Raw genomic sequence first — 17,168 nt, 5'->3', positions numbered from 1 at the left:
CTGCGGATTTCCGCAGAAGGTCTTTTGTATGAAAGGAGAAAACATGAAACCAGCCGTCATCTTAGATGAAGCCGCGATCGGACGTGCACTGACACGGATCGCCCATGAAATCATCGAACGTAACAAAGGAATTCATGATTTGATGATTGTCGGAATCAAGACGCGAGGCGAGACACTCGCTCGTCGACTTGCGAAGCGCATCGAACAAATCGAAGGAAAACCGGTCTTACTCGGTGTCGTCGACATCTCAATGTACCGGGATGACTTGTCGAAACGAAGTTTAGAACCAGAAATCAAAGGTTCTGATTTACCGGAAGACATCACCGGGAAAATCGTCGTCCTCGTTGACGACGTCCTCTACACAGGACGCACCGTTCGCGCCGCGATGGATGCGCTCGTCGATCACGGAAGACCGAGTATGATTCAACTTGCTGTCCTCGTCGACCGCGGACATCGGGAGTTACCGATTCGACCAGATTTCATCGGTAAGAACGTTCCGACATCCCGTGAGGAACAAGTCGTCGTCGCGCTCGCCGAAGTCGATGAAGCCGATCAAGTATTCATTAAACGCTAAAATTCAAAACCTTTAAGGTGGTCCAGAGAGACCAGAAAGGGAGTCATCCATATGGCAAAACATGCCGCAGTACTTGATGTACAAGAAGTACCTACTCACCCTCTAAACTGGCTGATGCTCAGCTTACAACACGTCTTCGCGATGTTTGGTGCGACCGTGCTCGTCCCGCTCTTAACGGGACTCAACACATCGGTCGCGCTCGTCGCAAGCGGAGTCGGCACACTGATTTTCCTCGCCGTCACCCGCTTCAAAGTACCCACATATCTTGGTTCGAGTTTTGCCTACATCGCCCCGATCATCGCCGTCAGTGAGCGGTGGGGTGTCGAGGATGCCTTAATCGGCGGAATGGTCGCTGGACTCGTCTACGGACTTGTCTCACTCCTCATCCGCTACACGGGAGCTGCTTGGTTGCTTCGCTTACTCCCACCGGTCGTCATCGGACCGGTCATCATGGTCATCGGTCTATCGCTCGCCCCGACCGCTGTCAACATGGCGATGAACGGAGCGGACGGTAAGTACAACGGACTGTACTTCCTCGTTGCGATGGTCACGCTCGGCGTCACACTCCTTGCGATGACGTACTTAAAAGGAATGTGGAGCACGATTCCGATTTTGTTCGGGATCACAGTTGGTTATCTCGTTGCGGCATCGGTCGGAATCATTGACTTCACACCACTCCAACAAGCCACGTTCTTCCACGTGCCGGACTTCACGATTCCGTTCTTGAATTACACACCATCGTGGAATACAGCCGCCTTGCTTCTGATCGTTCCTGTGACGCTCGTCACACTGACGGAGCATATCGGCGAACAAAAAGTGACATCACGGATCATCGGGCGCGAGACGCTCCTCGATCCAGGGATGCACCGGACCGTACTAGGTGACGGGATCGCGAAGACAGTCGCGTCGATGCTTGGCGGACCGCCGGTTACGACGTATGGTGAGAACAACGGTGTCATGTCGATCACACGTGTCTACAGTGTCTATGTCCTCGGTGGTGCGGCGGTTCTTGCGATCAGCTTCGGATTCCTCGGATATGTCGAAGGGTTCATCAAGACGATTCCGACACCGGTCATGGGTGGGATCAGTATCCTCCTATTCGGAGTCATCGCGTCGAACGGTCTCCGGACGCTGACGGAAAGTAAGATCGATCTTGCCGATAAACGGAACTTGACGATTACAGCCGTCATTCTCGTCACAGGTATCGGAGGCGCGGCGCTTAAAATCGGCAACTTCTCTCTCGAAGGAATGGCACTAGCGACGATTCTTGGAATCATCCTGAATCTAGTCCTTCCAAAAACGACAGAGCAGGTCGAAGAAACAACGGAAACCTCTACAACTCAATCGGTAGCTAACAACTTTTAAGACGTTCCGAGAGAACGATAAAGTGAAGGCCATGAAAAGATGCAGGGAATCACTCTGCCTTCTTTCGGCGCACCTTCACTTAGAAGGTGCGCCTTTTTCATGACCTGAAGAGGAGTGAATGATATGAAGACGATCCTAAAAACCCGGCATTTCGTCAACCTAGAAAGTTTATCCACGACAGAAATTAATTCTTTGATTGAACGCAGTCTCGCTTTTAAACGAGGCGAGCCAGCGCCAGATTATTCCGATAAGACGCTTGTCAATCTGTTCTTTGAAAACTCGACTCGGACACGCTCTTCCTTTGAGATGGCAGAGCATCGTCTGAACATGCATCTACTGCCGTTCGAAACGGCGACTTCCTCCGTGCAAAAAGGAGAAACGTTACGCGATACATGCAAGACACTCGAAGCAATCGGCGCAGATGCTTTGGTCATTCGCCACGGAGCAACCGGATATTACGAAGAACTGATGCAGACACTCGATATTCCGATCATCAATGCGGGAGACGGGAGCGGTCAACATCCGTCCCAGTCCTTACTCGATTTGATGACGATGGTCGAAACGTACGGAACGGTCGAAGGAAAAGTCGTCGTCATCTGTGGGGACTTACAACATAGTCGCGTCGCCCGATCGAACGCGGACATCTTAAAGCGACTCGGTGCCATCGTTTATGGATCAGGACCTATTGAGTGGTACGACCCTGCGATGGGCATACCGTATCTTCCGATGGATGAAGCCGTCGAGCAGTGCGACATCTTGATGTTACTGCGTGTCCAGCACGAACGGCATGACGGGACGACACGATTTGACCCAGCAGTCTACCACACAACGCACGGATTGACACATGAGCGGATGAACCGTCTGAAGCATTCCGCGATCGTGCTTCATCCGGCACCGGTCAATCGGGGAGTCGAGATTGCCGACGAACTGGTCGAACATCCGCGATCGCGGATTTTTGAACAGATGAAAAACGGTGTCTTTGCAAGGATGGCGATTCTGGAATGGTGCTTTTCAACGAAATCAATCAAAGGAGACGATGCAGATGACAACACGAATTGAGAATGCGAGATGGTACGAGGCGGGACAAGTTCGAACTGGAGATATTCGGATTGAAGCCGGGAAAATCACGGATTTAGCAGCAACACCGCAAGCGAATGAAACGGTCATTGATGCGTCCGGCTTATTCGTCGCACCAGGATTCGTCGACATCCATGTCCACCTGCGGGAACCGGGTGGCGAACATAAGGAGACGATTGCGACCGGCACGGCAGCGGCGGCAGCGGGTGGATTCACGACGATTTGTCCGATGCCGAACACGCGCCCCGTACCAGACGATCGTCAAACACTCGATGCTTTGTTCCAAAAGATTGAAGAGACGGCGTCCGTCCGGGTTTTGCCTTACGCGGCGATTTCAAAAAATCAACTCGGACAAGAACTCGTCGCGTTCGACCAATTAACAGATGCCGTCGCGTTCACGGATGACGGTGTCGGCGTCCAGACGGCAGCAGTCATGCGGACAGCGATGCAACAAGCGGCACGCCTCGGGAAAACGATCGTTGCCCACTGTGAAGATGATTCGCTAAAAGCAGGATGTGTGCACGAGGGGAACTACAGTCGACGAGAAGGACTACAAGGTATTCCGTCGCTTGCTGAGAGCATCCACATCGCACGTGATGTCCTGATTGCAGAAGAGACCGGCTGTGATTATCACGTCTGTCATGTCTCGACGAAGGAATCGGTCCGTGTCATCCGTGACGCGAAACGAGCAGGGGTCCGGGTGACGGCAGAAGTCGCACCGCACCATCTGGTATTGATCGATGAAGACATACCGAATCAGGATCCGAACTTTAAAATGAATCCTCCCTTACGGAGTGAAGCAGATCGCCAAGCATTGCTCGAGGGGCTAGCGGACGGAACGATTGATTGCATCGCGACTGATCACGCTCCACATGCGGCAGAAGAGAAGGCACTCGGTATCGAACGTGCCCCGTTCGGCATCACAGGGTTCGAGACGGCCTTCCCACTGCTCTATACGAAACTCGTCTCTGAAGGAGAGATGACACTTGAGACACTGATCCGGAATTTAACGGACAAGGCAGCAGCCATCTTTGAACTTCCTTACGGGAAACTCGAAGTGGGGGCGGAAGCAGATCTAGTTTTGCTTGATCTAGAAACGGAGCGTACCGTATCACCGGAACGATTCCGCTCAAAAGGCAAGAACACACCGTTCGCAGGAGAACGGTTAAAAGGATTCCCGGTCATGACGCTCGTCAAGGGAGAAATCGTATTCAAGGAGGACACAGCACATGCGTAAACGGACACTGATACTAGAAGATGGGATGACGTTTGAAGGAACGGCGTTTGGCTCAGATACGACAACAACAGGAGAGGTCGTCTTCCAGACCGGAATGACAGGATATCAGGAAATGTTATCGGATCCATCTTACTGCGATCAGATGATCGTGTTGACGAACCCGTTGATCGGAAACTACGGGATTAATCGAGAAGATTATGAGACGACGCGTCCGCTCGCTAAAGCACTGATCGTACGTGAACATTGTCAGACGCCGTCGAATTTCCGAAGTGAGATGTCGCTCGATGCAGCACTTCAAGATCTTGATATTCCAGGATTAAGTGGAATCGATACGCGTCAACTGACACGGCATATCCGTTCGAAAGGTGTCATGCGTGGACGACTCGTTGACGGTGAGTTCGATTTAGCAGCAGAACTGGTTCATCTTCAAAATGCACCTATCGAGACGGATCAAGTCAAGCGGGCTTCAACGGAACGAGCGTACATCATTCCGGGTGCTGGACCGCGGATCGTTCTCGTCGATTTCGGTGCGAAGCTCGGAATCGTCCGCGAACTCGTCAAACGCGGCTGTGAAGTCGTCGTCGTGCCCTACGACGTCAGTGCAACGGAAGTCTTACGCTATCGTCCGGACGGTGTAATGCTATCGAACGGACCAGGGAATCCAAAGGATGTCCCGACAGCGATTCCGATGATTCAAGAATTGACGGGAAAAGTCGTCATCTTCGGCATCTGTCTCGGTCATCAGTTGATCGCACTAGCGCACGGGGCGGATACGTTCAAGCTCCCATTCGGTCACCGAGGGGCGAATCATCCAGTCCAAGATATCCGGACTGGTCGCGTCGATATCACGTCGCAAAACCACGGGTATGCCGTCGACGAACAGTCATTACGCGATACCGTGCTTGAAGTGACGCATCTTGCGATCAACGACGGAACGGTCGAAGGAATCCGTCATACGACAGCAGCGGTCTTCTCCGTCCAGTACCATCCGGAAGCATCACCTGGTCCGATGGATGCGAACGGTCTATTCCAACAGTTTTTAGAAGAAATCACGAAACAACAGGAGGTCTCTCATGCCTAAACGTCAAGATATCCAGAAAATTCTCGTTATCGGGTCCGGTCCTATCGTGATCGGACAAGCAGCTGAATTCGACTACGCTGGAACACAAGCGTGTCAAGCCTTGAAGGAAGAAGGATATGAAGTCATCCTCGTCAACTCGAACCCAGCAACGATCATGACGGATCCAACGGTCGCTGATCGTGTCTACATCGAGCCCCTCCAAGCAGAGTTCGTCTCACGGATCATCCGCAAGGAACGTCCGGATGCTTTGCTTGCGACACTCGGAGGTCAAACGGGTCTGAACTTGGCTGTCGAACTGGATCGTCTCGGTGTCCTTGCTGAGTATGGTGTCGAGTTACTCGGTACGAAATTGTCAGCAATCGAAGAGGCAGAAGATCGTGATTTGTTCCGTCAACTGATGTTTAAACGCGGGCATGGTGTGCCGGACAGTGAAATCGTGCATACGCTTGAAGAGGCACAACAATTCCGGCAACAGATCGGTCTACCGATCATCATCCGTCCAGCGTATACGCTTGGAGGAACGGGCGGTGGAATCGCCAACACACCAGAAGAGTTCACGCGAATCGTCGAAGGGGGACTCAAGGCAAGTCCGGCAACACAAGTACTTCTAGAAAAATCAATTGCCGGGATGAAGGAAGTCGAGTTCGAAGTCATGCGCGATGCGACGAATCAGGCGATCATCGTCTGTGCGATGGAAAACTTCGATCCCGTCGGTGTTCATACTGGAGACTCGATCGTCTTCGCTCCGACACAAACGCTATCGGATCGCGATTATCAATTGCTACGAAACGTCTCGCTCGATATCATTCGTGCACTCGGGATTGAGGGTGGATGTAACATCCAGTTCGCACTGGATCCGACGAGCTTCGACTACTATGTCATCGAAGTCAATCCACGTGTCTCACGCTCGTCCGCACTCGCGTCAAAAGCGACGGGTTATCCAATCGCAAAACTGGCTGCGAAAATTGCCGTCGGGTATGCCTTATCCGAATTAAAGAACCCGATCACCGAGACAAGTTTCGCTTCGTTCGAACCGGCACTCGATTATGTCGTCGCCAAGATTCCGCGCTGGCCGTTCGATAAATTCGAAACGGCAGACCGGACACTCGGCACACAAATGAAAGCAACTGGTGAGGTCATGGCAATGGGACGGACGATGGAAGAGGCCTTACTAAAAGCCGTTCGTTCACTCGAGATCGGTACAGCGGATCTGTATATGCCACGCTTCATCGAAATGGCAGACGATGCCTTACAACAAGCGATTCGCCAAGCGACCGACGATCGACTCTTCGCCTTGTACGCGGGCTTCGTCCGCGGTTACAGCGTCGAACAGATTCATGACTGGACGGCGATTGATCGCCTGTTCCTCGAGAAGTTGCACCATATTTGGCAGCTCGAGCAATCGGTCGCAGCTGGTTTGACACCTGAACTACTCCTGCATGTGAAGCGGTATGGATTCAGTGACCCGATGCTCGCCCGGATCACCGGACAAACGGAAACGGAGATTCGCCGGATGCGTGAAGCACAAGCGATTCACCCGGTCTATAAGATGGTCGATACGTGTGCGGCAGAGTTCGCGTCCGACACGCCGTACTACTACGGGACATACGAACGCGAAAATGAAGCCATCGCGACGAACCGTTCTTCGATTCTCGTCCTAGGATCGGGACCGATCCGGATTGGTCAAGGCGTCGAGTTCGATTATGCGACAGTCCATTCGATTCAAGCGATTCGTCAAGCCGGCTACGAAGCAATCATCGTCAACAACAATCCGGAAACCGTGTCGACCGACTTCTCGATTTCCGATCGGCTTTACTTTGAACCACTGACGACGGAGGATGTACTGGAAGTCATCCGAAATGAACGTCCGCTCGGTGTCATCGTCCAGTTCGGTGGACAGACGGCGATCAACTTAGCCGAGTCATTAGCAGCAGAAGGTGTAAAAATCCTCGGGACATCGCTTGAGGATCTCGACCGGGCTGAGGACCGGAAACAGTTCGAAGCAGCGTTGACTGCGCTCGACATTCCACAGCCACCGGGTAAAACGGCCGTGACGGTTGAAGAAGCGGTCACGGCAGCAGCGTCACTCGGTTACCCGGTCCTCGTTCGTCCATCGTATGTCCTCGGCGGTCGGGCAATGGAAATCGTTTATGCTCAAGAAGAACTGGAACATTACATGAAACACGCGGTCATCGCCTCACCGGAACGACCAGTCCTCGTAGACCGCTACCTGACAGGAATCGAACTCGAGGTCGACGCGATCTGCGACGGAACGGATGTCGTCATTCCAGGCATCATGGAGCACATCGAACGTGCCGGTGTTCACTCGGGTGACTCGATTGGTGTCTATCCGCCACAACGTGTCTCCCAAGACATCAAGGACCGGATTGTCGACTACACGACACGGATTGCGAAAGCATTCGGCATCAAAGGCTTACTCAACATCCAGTTCGTCTACGCGGACGGCGCTCTCTATGTCCTTGAAGTCAATCCGCGTGCTAGCCGGACGGTGCCATTCATCTCGAAAGTGACGGGACTTCCGGTCGCGCGTCTCGCAACGGACATCATTCTCGGTGAGACACTCGCTTCTTATGGATTAACAAGTGGTGTCCTACCGGAAGAACCACTCGTCTCGGTCAAAGTACCGGTCTTCTCATTTGCGAAGCTTAAAGAAGTTGATCCGACACTCGGACCGGAGATGAAATCAACCGGTGAAGTCATCGGAACGGACCGGACGCTCGAAAAAGCGCTCTATAAAGGGTTGCTCGCATCAGGGATGGCGATTCCAGAGCACGGTCGTGTCCTCTTGACAGTCGCAGATCCAGATAAAGCAGAAATGACGGATCTCGCACGTCGCTTTGCCTCACTTGGATTCACGTTACTTGCAACGGAAGGAACGGCAGCGTACTTGACGGAGCAAGGATTACCGGTCCAGACGGTCGGCAAAATCGACTCGTCTTCCGAATCGATGCTCGACGTGATTGAAAAAGGGGAGATCGAATACGTCATCAATACGATGAGTCGGGACTCGCAAGTCACGAAAGATGGCTTCATCATTCGCCGGGCAGCAGCCGAGAATCAAGTCGTCTGTCTGACATCACTCGATACGGCGGAAGCAATTCTACGTGTCATCGAAAGTCGCTCGTTTGAAGCCAGTGCAATCCAAGCCTTCACACATGAAAAGAAAGTGGTGATCCAATGAAGCAACTCTTGACGGTCGTCTCTCGACGAACGGTAGCTCAAGGTGCGACAGAACTCGTCTGTCGCCTTGAGCAACCTCAGGTCATCGCGCCAGGGCGATTCATGCATCTTCGCGTCGGGCCACTCTTACGCCGACCGATCTCGATTGCACGGGTCGACCATGATTTGATCACGTTTCTCTTTAAAGAAATCGGACAAGGAACAGCAGAACTGGCTTCTTTGCGTCCGGATGATACGATCGATGCCCTCGGACCGCTTGGAAACGGGTTTCCGATTGCTGCTATCCATCCAACTCAACGCGTCGTCCTCGTTGGTGGGGGAATCGGTGTCCCGCCGCTGTATGAGACGATGCGCCAACTTGTCGCCCGGGGCGTGACATGTGAAGCAATTCTAGGATTCGATACGGCAACAAGCGTTTTTTACGAAGCGGAATTCCAAGCACTCGGTAAGACGACGGTCACGACCGTCGATGGGACGCATGGTACGACAGGATTCGTCACGGCAGCCTTACGTCCAGAAAGCTACGATGTCCTACTCGCCTGCGGACCGGAACCGATGTTGCGAACGTTACAGCAACAACCGATCGAACATAAGTATCTGTCGATCGAAAACCGAATGGGGTGCGGTATCGGAGCATGCTTTGCCTGTGTCTGTCAAACACCGACGGGCGGATACGTCAAGACGTGTTCCAATGGTCCAGTCTTTCGGGCAGAGGAGGTCGTATTATGACGGAACGATTGCGTGTCGAGTTGCCGGGACTCTCTTTAAAAAATCCGATCATGCCAGCATCCGGATGTTTTGGATTCGGTGAGGAATATGCGAAGTTGTATGATTTATCAGAGCTTGGGGCGATCATGATTAAAGCAGCGACGGGGGAAGAACGTTACGGAAACCCGACGCCGCGTGTCGCAGAGAGTGGGATGGGGATGTTGAATGCAATCGGACTCCAAAACCCGGGTGTCGATGGTATCCTAACGAATAAATTGCCTTTTCTCGAGACGTTCGATACGGCGATCATCGCCAATGTCGCGGGTTCGACACCGGAAGAATATGAGCTCGTCGCAGAAAAAATGAGTCAGCATCCTGGCGTTCATGCACTGGAATTAAATATTTCCTGTCCGAACGTCAAATCGGGTGGAATCCAGTTCGGAACGGATCCGTTGCTTGCCGCTGAGTTGACCCGACGCGTCAAACGAGTCTCGACTAAACCGGTCTACGTCAAACTATCACCGAACGTCACCTCGATCGTTGAGATGGCGCGTGCCGTCGAAGCAGCGGGCGCAGACGGACTGACGATGATCAATACACTCGTTGGGATGCGAATCGATGTCCGGACGGGACAGCCGATCCTTGCGAACCGTATCGGTGGATTATCCGGTCCGTCGATCAAACCGGTTGCGATTCGGATGATTCATGATGTCGCGCAAGTCGTCTCGATCCCGATCATCGGCATGGGTGGCGTGATGGAGGTCGATGATGTCCTCGAAATGATTTACGCCGGGGCTTCGGCTGTTGCCGTCGGTACCGCAAACTTCGTCAATCCATACATCTGTCAAGAATTGATTCAGCAGTTACCAGAACGGATGAACGAACTTGGCATCGATCATATTTTAGACATCAGGGGGAAAGCATATGAATCAACTTTACATCGCGCTTGATTTTCCGACCGAAGCAGAAGTCTTTTCGTTTCTCGAACGGTTTGAAGCGACACGACCTGCTGTTAAAATCGGGATGGAATTATTTTATGCAGCAGGCGGAACGTTCGTCCGTAAACTCGTCGAGCGTGGACACGCGGTGTTCCTCGATGTCAAAGTCCACGACATTCCAGAAACGGCGCGCCGGACGATGCGGGTCATCGGACAGCTAGGCGTCGAACTGACGAACGTCCATGTTGCTGGTGGAAAAGAGATGATGATCGCGGCGCGAGAAGGACTGCGTGAGACGAACGCCGAGACACAACTGATTGGCGTGACTCAGTTGACATCGACGGATGAAGCGATGTTACGCAATTTAAAGATTGAAGGAGCGATGCCGACTGTCGTTCGTGCGTATGCGCAACTCGCAGAAGCAGCAGGACTAGATGGTATCGTCTGTTCAGCACTCGATCTTCCAGAATTAGTTCCAGCCTGTCGAGCAGATTTTCGGTTCGTCACACCCGGCATTCGTCCGACGAACAGTCAAGCGGATGATCAAAAGCGGGTCGCGACCGTTCTTGATGCTCGTCAAAATGGAGCGTCGGATTTAGTCATCGGTCGTCCGATTACGCGTGCTGAACATCCAGAACAGGTCTATCACATGTTACTTGAACAATGGAAGGGGCAATTCTCATGGTAAATCCAATCGCTAGTGCGTTACTCCGTATTGAAGCCGTCACCTTATCGCCAAACGATCCATACACATGGGCGAGTGGACTTCGTTCACCGATCTATTGTGATAATCGCTTGACGCTCTCGTACCCGTCAGTTCGTTCCTTGATTGCCGATGCACTCGCTGAGAAAGTGAAGGGACTTGCAGTCGATGTGATTGCTGGAACTGCGACGGCAGGCATTCCGCATGCAGCATTCGTCGCAGAACGGTTAGGATTACCGATGGTCTACGTACGTAGTGGGAATAAGAAACACGGTAAAGGGAATCAAATCGAAGGTGTCATTCAACCTGGACAACGTGTCGTCGTCATCGAAGACTTATTATCGACAGGGATGTCTGCGATCGAAGCGGCGGAAGCTCTGCAAGCGAAGGGAGCAGATGTCATTCGCATTCAAGCGATCTTCTCGTACGGAATGGAGCGCTTGTCAAATAATCTCCGCGACGCAAAGATTGAAGCGGATGCATTACTGACGTTCGAAGCGTTACTCGAAACCGCACAACAACAAGGCGATATTACTATAGAAGAGCAAAAACAGTTAGCGGATTGGTCGAAAGATCCAGTCGCTTGGAGCGAACGTTTTACAGCGAACGTCTAAAATCGATAGATTCCGTCGGACGACCTACGATTTCTAGTGAATGTTTTGGTACACTAGAAAAATAAAGGAGGTCGTCGACTATGGTGACGCATTATCGTGATTATGAACAGTTCAAAAAGGTCGTCCTCCCGTTTTTGCTTGAACGTCCGGATACCCATCAGTTGATTCTTGGCATATTAGAACGTGGGGATGAACCGCTCTTGATGGCAACGGCACAAGAAGGCGATCATCGTCTCATCATATTGCAAACGATACCGGAGCAAGCCATCGTCGCAGGGGATGTGTTCTCGCAAGAAGGAATCCGAAAGCTTGCGCGAATTCTGGATAGTCCAGGATTCGTCGGAGAACAGGCTATCTTAGCGCCGCTGTTACTCCCACATTCCATGTATGAGGTACATATGGAACAGGGGATGTATGCATTGACGAAGGTCGAGATGCCGCAGGTTCCGAAAAATGTCGTCTTTCGACCGATTTCGGACGATGAAAGACAGCAAGCCTTAGCGTTTGCGTCCGGATTTTTATATGAAGTTGAAACGCGACCTTCTGAGCGACAGCTTACGCAACTCCATCAGTCGATGACGCGACACATCCACCAAGGAAGCTTGTTCGGACTGTTTCGTGGAGATACGCTTGTCGCGATGGCAGCAGCGACGCGTCCGACGCAAACTGGGATTACGATTTCGTACGTCTATACGCCGAAAGAACTGCGTGGAAATGGGTATGCCTCTTATCTCGTCGCCAAACTATCTGAACATCTACTAAAGTCTTATCCGGTCGTGACGCTCTACACCGATTGGTCGAACCAGACAGCGAATAAGATCTATCAGCATGTCGGTTTCGAGTTAGTCGGACGATCCTTACATATCAAGAAACAAGACCGCTATCGATGAATATCGAGCCACTTATTTCTTGGACATGTCTAGACATTGATATGTACAACAACAGCCGATCATCCTGTTATCTAAGGACGATCGGCTGTTTCATGTCAAACTGAGAAATCAATTGAATGTAGCGATGATTTTACCACGGACGTGGCGTTCAGATAGACGTTGCAATCCTTTGACGATGTCTACTGCTGGAATCTCTTCTGTGACGAGTGGATCGAGTTCTTTTGCTGCGACGAGTTTTAATAACTCGCTTGCCATATGACCGAGGTTTCGGATGGCACGGTCATCTTCGCTGGCATAAGCAGCCGCGAGTGCCACTTCATGAATCGAAGGGGAGAGCGTGAACGGCTTGACGACCGACTGATCGGGACCACCGGCGATGAATGCAAGTTGCCCCGAGAAGGCAAGACGTCCGAGATCCGCTGTTGCTTCATCTCGACCGACCGTATTGAAAATCAAGTCAGCGCCGCGACCGTTCGTCCAATCGCGGATGACATCCGTTACATTTTCTTTTTTGTAGTCGATGGCAAGATCGGCACCGAGTCGCTTGACCCACTCATGATTTTCCGTCGAAGCAGTCGTCGCGACCTTAAGACCCAGGCGTTTCGCGAGTTGAATGCCGATGCCACCAACACCACCTGCACCAGCATGGATAAGGATCGTTTCTTTCCCTGTCGTGTTCATCTTCTGAACGATGGCTTCATAGGCAGTCATTCCTGCGCAAAGAATCGCAGCGGCTTCAGCGAATGAGACGTCTTCCGGAATCAGGGCGAGGGCACGTGTATCGACGAGTGCATATTCAGCAAAAGCGCCATCGCGTTGCAGGTTCGTATGAATCGCTACACGATCGCCGATTTTCACTTCTGCGCCGGGACCGATTTGTTCGACGACACCAGCTAGATCGACGCCCGGAATATGCGGGAACGTCCAAGCTGGATTGTTGGTCGCCTTATAGTCGACAGGATTCAGCGCGACGGTCTTGACACGAATCAAGGCTTGACCTTCTCCTGGCGTCGGTGTCTCGACCTCTTCGAATGTCCATTGATCAATGGCTGTACCTGAGTGATTTAACCATGCTTTCATGTTTAATACGCTCCTTCCGAATAGGTGAGTTCATACGAGTGAGAGTAGATTTCGACGAGGTTACCGAATGGGTCCTCACAGTAGACCATTCGATACGGCTTGTCTCCCGGATAGTATTCGCGGATTGGCATCCGTTGTTTACCACCATGGGCAACGATTTTTTCAACGAGTCCTTCGACGTCTGGATCTTGGATCGCATAATGGAAGATGCCTGTTTTCCAGAATTCGAAGTTATTTTCGGGTTGTTCATTGTTAGGGAACTCGAACAACTCGATTCCGATGCGGTCACCTGTCGCCATGTGAGCAATTCGGAACTTGTTCCATCCTGCACCAAAGACATCCGTACACATGACACCGATGGCAGAGTCATCTTCGAGGACATCAGATGGTTCCATGATGATATACCAACCCATCACCTCTTGATAAAAACGGACGGCTTCGTCGAGATTCGGTACAGAAAGACCGATGTGCGAAAAATTACGTGGATACGTCATGCTTAACACTCCTTTTGCAAAATGATTTACGCATACTCTAACTTACGCTACACTCGATTGCATAGTACGCACTTTGAAGTAACTACTGTGGAGGAGAGAACAACATGTCGACAGAACAATTTCCGGTCAATCGGGCGCTCGCCATCATCGGCGGAAAATGGCGTCCACAATTATATTGCACGTTAGAGAACGGTCCGAAACGTTTTTTAGAGTTACAACGTGCCATTCCCGGGATTTCTCGGAAAGTCTTGACGGATCAATTAAAAGAACTCGAACGTCTCGGAATGATCGAGCGGATTGAGTATGATGAAGCCGTCTTACACGTCGAATACAAATTGACAGAAGCGGCATTTACACTGCAACCGGCCATGAAAGGTTTATGCGCGTGGGGGGAAGGGAATCAATTATCCGAATCCTAAACGAGAGGCAGTGACACTCATGAAATTGACTTATCACGGACAATCGACAGTAACAATCGAGACGAACGGGCATCATCTCGTCATCGATCCATTCTTTAGCGGTAACGAAAAAGCGACGACGAATCCAGATGACGTCAAGGCAGATTTTATTTTGTTAACCCATGCCCATGCCGATCATATGCTTGATGCGGAACGTATCGCAAAAGCCACGGGAGCTACAATCATTGCTACTCATGAACTGGCGACGTATCTGAGTTTCAAAGGCCTCAACGTTCATCCGATGAATCTCGGCGGACAGTTTGAATTCCCGTTTGGTAAAGTGAAGATGACACAGGCATTCCATTCATCAAGTATCATCGATGAGGAAAAACAGACGATTACGTACATGGGGATGCCGGCTGGATTCTTGCTGACGATCGAAGGAAAGGAAATCTATCATGCAGGCGATACGGCACTGTTCGGGGATTTAGCCCTTTATGGCGCCCATCACGAAATCGATTTAGCCTTCTTACCGATCGGTGATAACTTCACGATGGGTCCGGATGATGCGTTGATCGCTGCAGATATGTTGCAAGCGAAAGCCGTCGTACCAATCCACTACGATACATTTGATTTAATCAAACAAGATGCGAACGCATTCTGTGAAAAGATTGAAGCGCAAGGTCAAACTGGTCATCCGCTCGCAATCGGCGAGTCACTCGAATTATAATCCGTTCTTAAGCAAAGGAGAGGAAACGTCAATGTTCCTCTCCTTTTTGTCGATTATTCTTCTGGAATGTCAGTGGTTCATCCGATGACGCTTCCTTCTTCCGCCCGATGGCGAAACGGTGAACTTCTTCTATGATAAGAAGGGGGCTGTTGACAGCCGATTCAGATATTCGGAATAATGGTAGACATGAGATGGAGGGGCTGATATGGAAGAGCATAACAGTAGGAGTGTGCGGAAACGAAAACAATCGTCGTTCACACGCTTAAAAAATAAACAAAAACAAAAGATGGATGCACGGTTGAACCGGATTGGAGAAAAAGGACCAGTGAAGCGACCGCTTTATTTATACGGTGGTGTCATTCTCGGACTTGTCGTCATCTATTCGATCACATTGCTCGTCTCAACGGAATTGTTATCACGAGGCGAAACATTCAAAACGACGAATCGCTATAAATCTCTCGCCATCGAGGCGCCGCACGCAACGGTACAATTCGTTCGAAGCACAGATGGAAACGTCCAAATCAAGCTCGTCGATAGTGCGTCGAGTGGCAAACGACTGAAAATCAGTACATCGACGAATACGGTGACGGTGACAGGACGAGATGGTTGGCTATCTCGACTTGGCAATCGTCCGAGCGAAAAAACAGCAGACTATACGATTCAAGTGGGACTACCAAGTTATATGAACCGTGTCGATGTCGATGCTGGAACACTTAAAGGAATGGGCATCTACGCAAAAACGATCGAGATGGACGGAGAAGCGATGAGTCTCGATAAAGTAAAAGGTGATGAGATTACACTGAATGCTACACGTGCGATTTCCGTCAAGGAAATGGACGCCGTCCATGCGCAGGTGACAGGCGAAAGTGTCTCGCTGGCAGACTATATGGCGAAATTGAGTCTTGATGTCACAACGATTGACGGCGCGACGAAGCTAAAACCAGATAAATCAGCCGGTACGATTACGATTGACACGGGAGGCGATATTAAAGCCTCTGACCGATATACGAAACAAAAGAATAAGGATGAGACGATTTATGAACTGTCGAAACAAGAAAAACCGGAAGTGACAGTCAATAGTGAAGTCGGGCAGGTGACGCTCGAGTGAAATTAAAGTTTCGGATTGGACTTCGAACGATCAAGACCGGTATCGCGGTAGCTCTTGCACTCAGCATCTCTTGGTATGTATTCGGTATTTATTCAGGAATGGGGGCTGTCGCAGCCATCGTTGCGATGCAACCGACGATCCATCGTTCATTTAAAATCGTTTTCAATCGAATTTTCGGAACGGTACTCGGACTGATGTGTGGACTCGCGATCGTTGCGACACTTGGTGCCAATCCACTGACGATCGGACTCGCCGTCGTCGTCTCGCTCGTCCTCAATTCGATGATTGGACGAACGGATATGTCGACATTCGCTGCTTTTGCGATCGTCTTGATGTTCGAGAGCCCGACCGCTGACTACGTCCACTATGCCTTATCACGGTCGTTGTTGACTGTCGTTGGGGTATTATCTGCCGTCCTCGTCAATTACATCGTCTTCCCACCACATTATGAAGACCGCTTACTGTTACTCGTCAAAAAAACGACGCAACAGTTGATGGAAGATTGGCGAAGCCTTGTGCAAGATGATGGACGCTTGCTTGCCGTCCGTAAACAAATCCTCAAACATGAGGAAATGATGTTGATGCTTCAAGAGGATCAAAAATATCCATTAGTGGCGAGCGGTCAAAGTGAAGCGTTCATTCGACTGAAGGAGCTTGTCGATCTTGAAGACAAGTTGCTCGTCTTGCTTGAAAGCATTGCCAGTCATCGGGATATCCCGATGACAGAAGAACAGGAAAAGACGCTCGGTCAGGAAATTGATTTCTTACTCAGCCATCATTACGATGTCATCTTCTCTCACGAACGAAAACAGGCGATGTTCTCATTCGATCAAGAATTAAGCGAGGCGAAGGATATCATCCATGGGCATTTACTCGATTACCGGGAACAGTTAGAAAAAATGAAGTGAAGATGAAAAAGCGCTGTTTCTCCTAAGTGACATTTAGGAAAAACAGCGCTTTTTTGTGTAGC

At 50.9% G+C, this 17,168-nt stretch carries 17 protein-coding genes; 15 read left to right on the top strand and 2 right to left on the bottom strand.

The window, feature by feature from the left end; genetic code table 11:
* Positions 1-43: 43 nt before the first annotated feature.
* From pyrR to KNQ08_RS07270, 11 genes are all read left to right on the top strand, one after another.
* The gene (gene pyrR / locus KNQ08_RS07320; RefSeq protein WP_035396895.1) at positions 44-574 is read left to right on the top strand and encodes a bifunctional pyr operon transcriptional regulator/uracil phosphoribosyltransferase PyrR; all 531 of its coding nucleotides are present in this window, start codon (positions 44-46) and stop codon (positions 572-574) included.
* A gap of 51 nt (positions 575-625) precedes the next feature.
* Positions 626-1,939: a uracil-xanthine permease family protein gene (locus KNQ08_RS07315; protein ID WP_050677526.1), complete on the top strand. Its 1,314-nt coding sequence runs from the start codon at positions 626-628 to the stop codon at positions 1,937-1,939.
* A 123-nt stretch (positions 1,940-2,062) separates the two neighbouring features.
* Positions 2,063-2,998: an aspartate carbamoyltransferase catalytic subunit gene (locus tag KNQ08_RS07310; protein ID WP_149427623.1), complete on the top strand. Its 936-nt coding sequence runs from the start codon at positions 2,063-2,065 to the stop codon at positions 2,996-2,998.
* The gene (locus tag KNQ08_RS07305; RefSeq protein WP_214805182.1) at positions 2,982-4,253 is read left to right on the top strand and encodes a dihydroorotase; all 1,272 of its coding nucleotides are present in this window, start codon (positions 2,982-2,984) and stop codon (positions 4,251-4,253) included. The genes KNQ08_RS07310 and KNQ08_RS07305 overlap by 17 nt, the downstream gene beginning before the upstream one ends.
* Positions 4,246-5,334, top strand: coding sequence for a carbamoyl phosphate synthase small subunit (locus tag KNQ08_RS07300; RefSeq protein ID WP_023468786.1), 1,089 nt, complete (start codon positions 4,246-4,248; stop codon positions 5,332-5,334). The genes KNQ08_RS07305 and KNQ08_RS07300 overlap by 8 nt, the downstream gene beginning before the upstream one ends.
* The gene (gene carB, locus KNQ08_RS07295; RefSeq protein WP_055968653.1) at positions 5,327-8,536 is read left to right on the top strand and encodes a carbamoyl-phosphate synthase large subunit; all 3,210 of its coding nucleotides are present in this window, start codon (positions 5,327-5,329) and stop codon (positions 8,534-8,536) included. The genes KNQ08_RS07300 and carB overlap by 8 nt, the downstream gene beginning before the upstream one ends.
* Positions 8,533-9,264: a dihydroorotate dehydrogenase electron transfer subunit gene (locus KNQ08_RS07290; protein ID WP_214805180.1), complete on the top strand. Its 732-nt coding sequence runs from the start codon at positions 8,533-8,535 to the stop codon at positions 9,262-9,264. The genes carB and KNQ08_RS07290 overlap by 4 nt, the downstream gene beginning before the upstream one ends.
* The gene (locus tag KNQ08_RS07285; RefSeq protein WP_214805178.1) at positions 9,261-10,193 is read left to right on the top strand and encodes a dihydroorotate dehydrogenase; all 933 of its coding nucleotides are present in this window, start codon (positions 9,261-9,263) and stop codon (positions 10,191-10,193) included. The genes KNQ08_RS07290 and KNQ08_RS07285 overlap by 4 nt, the downstream gene beginning before the upstream one ends.
* Positions 10,168-10,869 (top strand): orotidine-5'-phosphate decarboxylase, encoded by a 702-nt coding sequence (gene pyrF, locus KNQ08_RS07280; protein ID WP_149427618.1) that lies wholly within the window; start codon positions 10,168-10,170, stop codon positions 10,867-10,869. The genes KNQ08_RS07285 and pyrF overlap by 26 nt, the downstream gene beginning before the upstream one ends.
* Complete coding sequence (gene pyrE, locus KNQ08_RS07275; protein WP_432277382.1) at positions 10,857-11,498, top strand: orotate phosphoribosyltransferase; 642 nt, start codon at positions 10,857-10,859, stop codon at positions 11,496-11,498. Before pyrF ends, pyrE begins: the two co-directional genes overlap by 13 nt.
* Positions 11,499-11,578: 80 nt before the next feature.
* Entirely contained in the window at positions 11,579-12,388 is an 810-nt protein-coding gene (locus KNQ08_RS07270; protein ID WP_214805176.1) for a GNAT family N-acetyltransferase, read from the top strand.
* Between the two features lie 108 nt (positions 12,389-12,496).
* Here the strand turns inward: KNQ08_RS07270 and KNQ08_RS07265 are convergent, their stop codons facing one another.
* Together KNQ08_RS07265 and KNQ08_RS07260 are read right to left on the bottom strand one after the other, a co-directional pair.
* A complete protein-coding gene (locus tag KNQ08_RS07265) occupies positions 12,497-13,468 on the bottom strand; it encodes a zinc-binding dehydrogenase (RefSeq protein WP_214805174.1) in 972 nt (323 codons plus the stop codon).
* A gap of 2 nt (positions 13,469-13,470) precedes the next feature.
* Positions 13,471-13,962 (bottom strand): lactoylglutathione lyase family protein, encoded by a 492-nt coding sequence (locus KNQ08_RS07260; RefSeq protein ID WP_023468778.1) that lies wholly within the window; start codon positions 13,960-13,962, stop codon positions 13,471-13,473.
* 104 nt (positions 13,963-14,066) lie between these two features.
* Here KNQ08_RS07260 and KNQ08_RS07255 point away from each other — a divergent pair, with 104 nt between their 5' ends.
* From KNQ08_RS07255 to KNQ08_RS07240, 4 genes are all read left to right on the top strand, one after another.
* Positions 14,067-14,381 carry a winged helix-turn-helix transcriptional regulator gene (locus KNQ08_RS07255; RefSeq protein ID WP_023468777.1) on the top strand — a complete coding sequence of 105 codons (315 nt, stop codon included), beginning with the start codon at positions 14,067-14,069 and terminating at the stop codon, positions 14,379-14,381.
* Positions 14,382-14,400: 19 nt separating this feature from the next.
* On the top strand, positions 14,401-15,090 hold the full coding sequence (locus KNQ08_RS07250) for a metal-dependent hydrolase (protein WP_023468776.1): 690 nt from the start codon (positions 14,401-14,403) through the stop codon (positions 15,088-15,090).
* 229 nt (positions 15,091-15,319) lie between these two features.
* Positions 15,320-16,198 carry a DUF4097 family beta strand repeat-containing protein gene (locus tag KNQ08_RS07245; RefSeq protein WP_353049220.1) on the top strand — a complete coding sequence of 293 codons (879 nt, stop codon included), beginning with the start codon at positions 15,320-15,322 and terminating at the stop codon, positions 16,196-16,198.
* Positions 16,195-17,106, top strand: a complete 912-nt coding sequence (locus KNQ08_RS07240; RefSeq protein ID WP_058704466.1) for an FUSC family protein — start codon at positions 16,195-16,197, stop codon at positions 17,104-17,106. The genes KNQ08_RS07245 and KNQ08_RS07240 overlap by 4 nt, the downstream gene beginning before the upstream one ends.
* Positions 17,107-17,168 lie beyond the last annotated feature (62 nt).

It is taken from the genome of Exiguobacterium sp. s46, from assembly GCF_018618875.1.
Lineage (GTDB): Bacteria > Bacillota > Bacilli > Exiguobacteriales > Exiguobacteriaceae > Exiguobacterium_A > Exiguobacterium_A abrahamii.
This window is presented reverse-complemented; position numbering and strand designations above follow the sequence as displayed.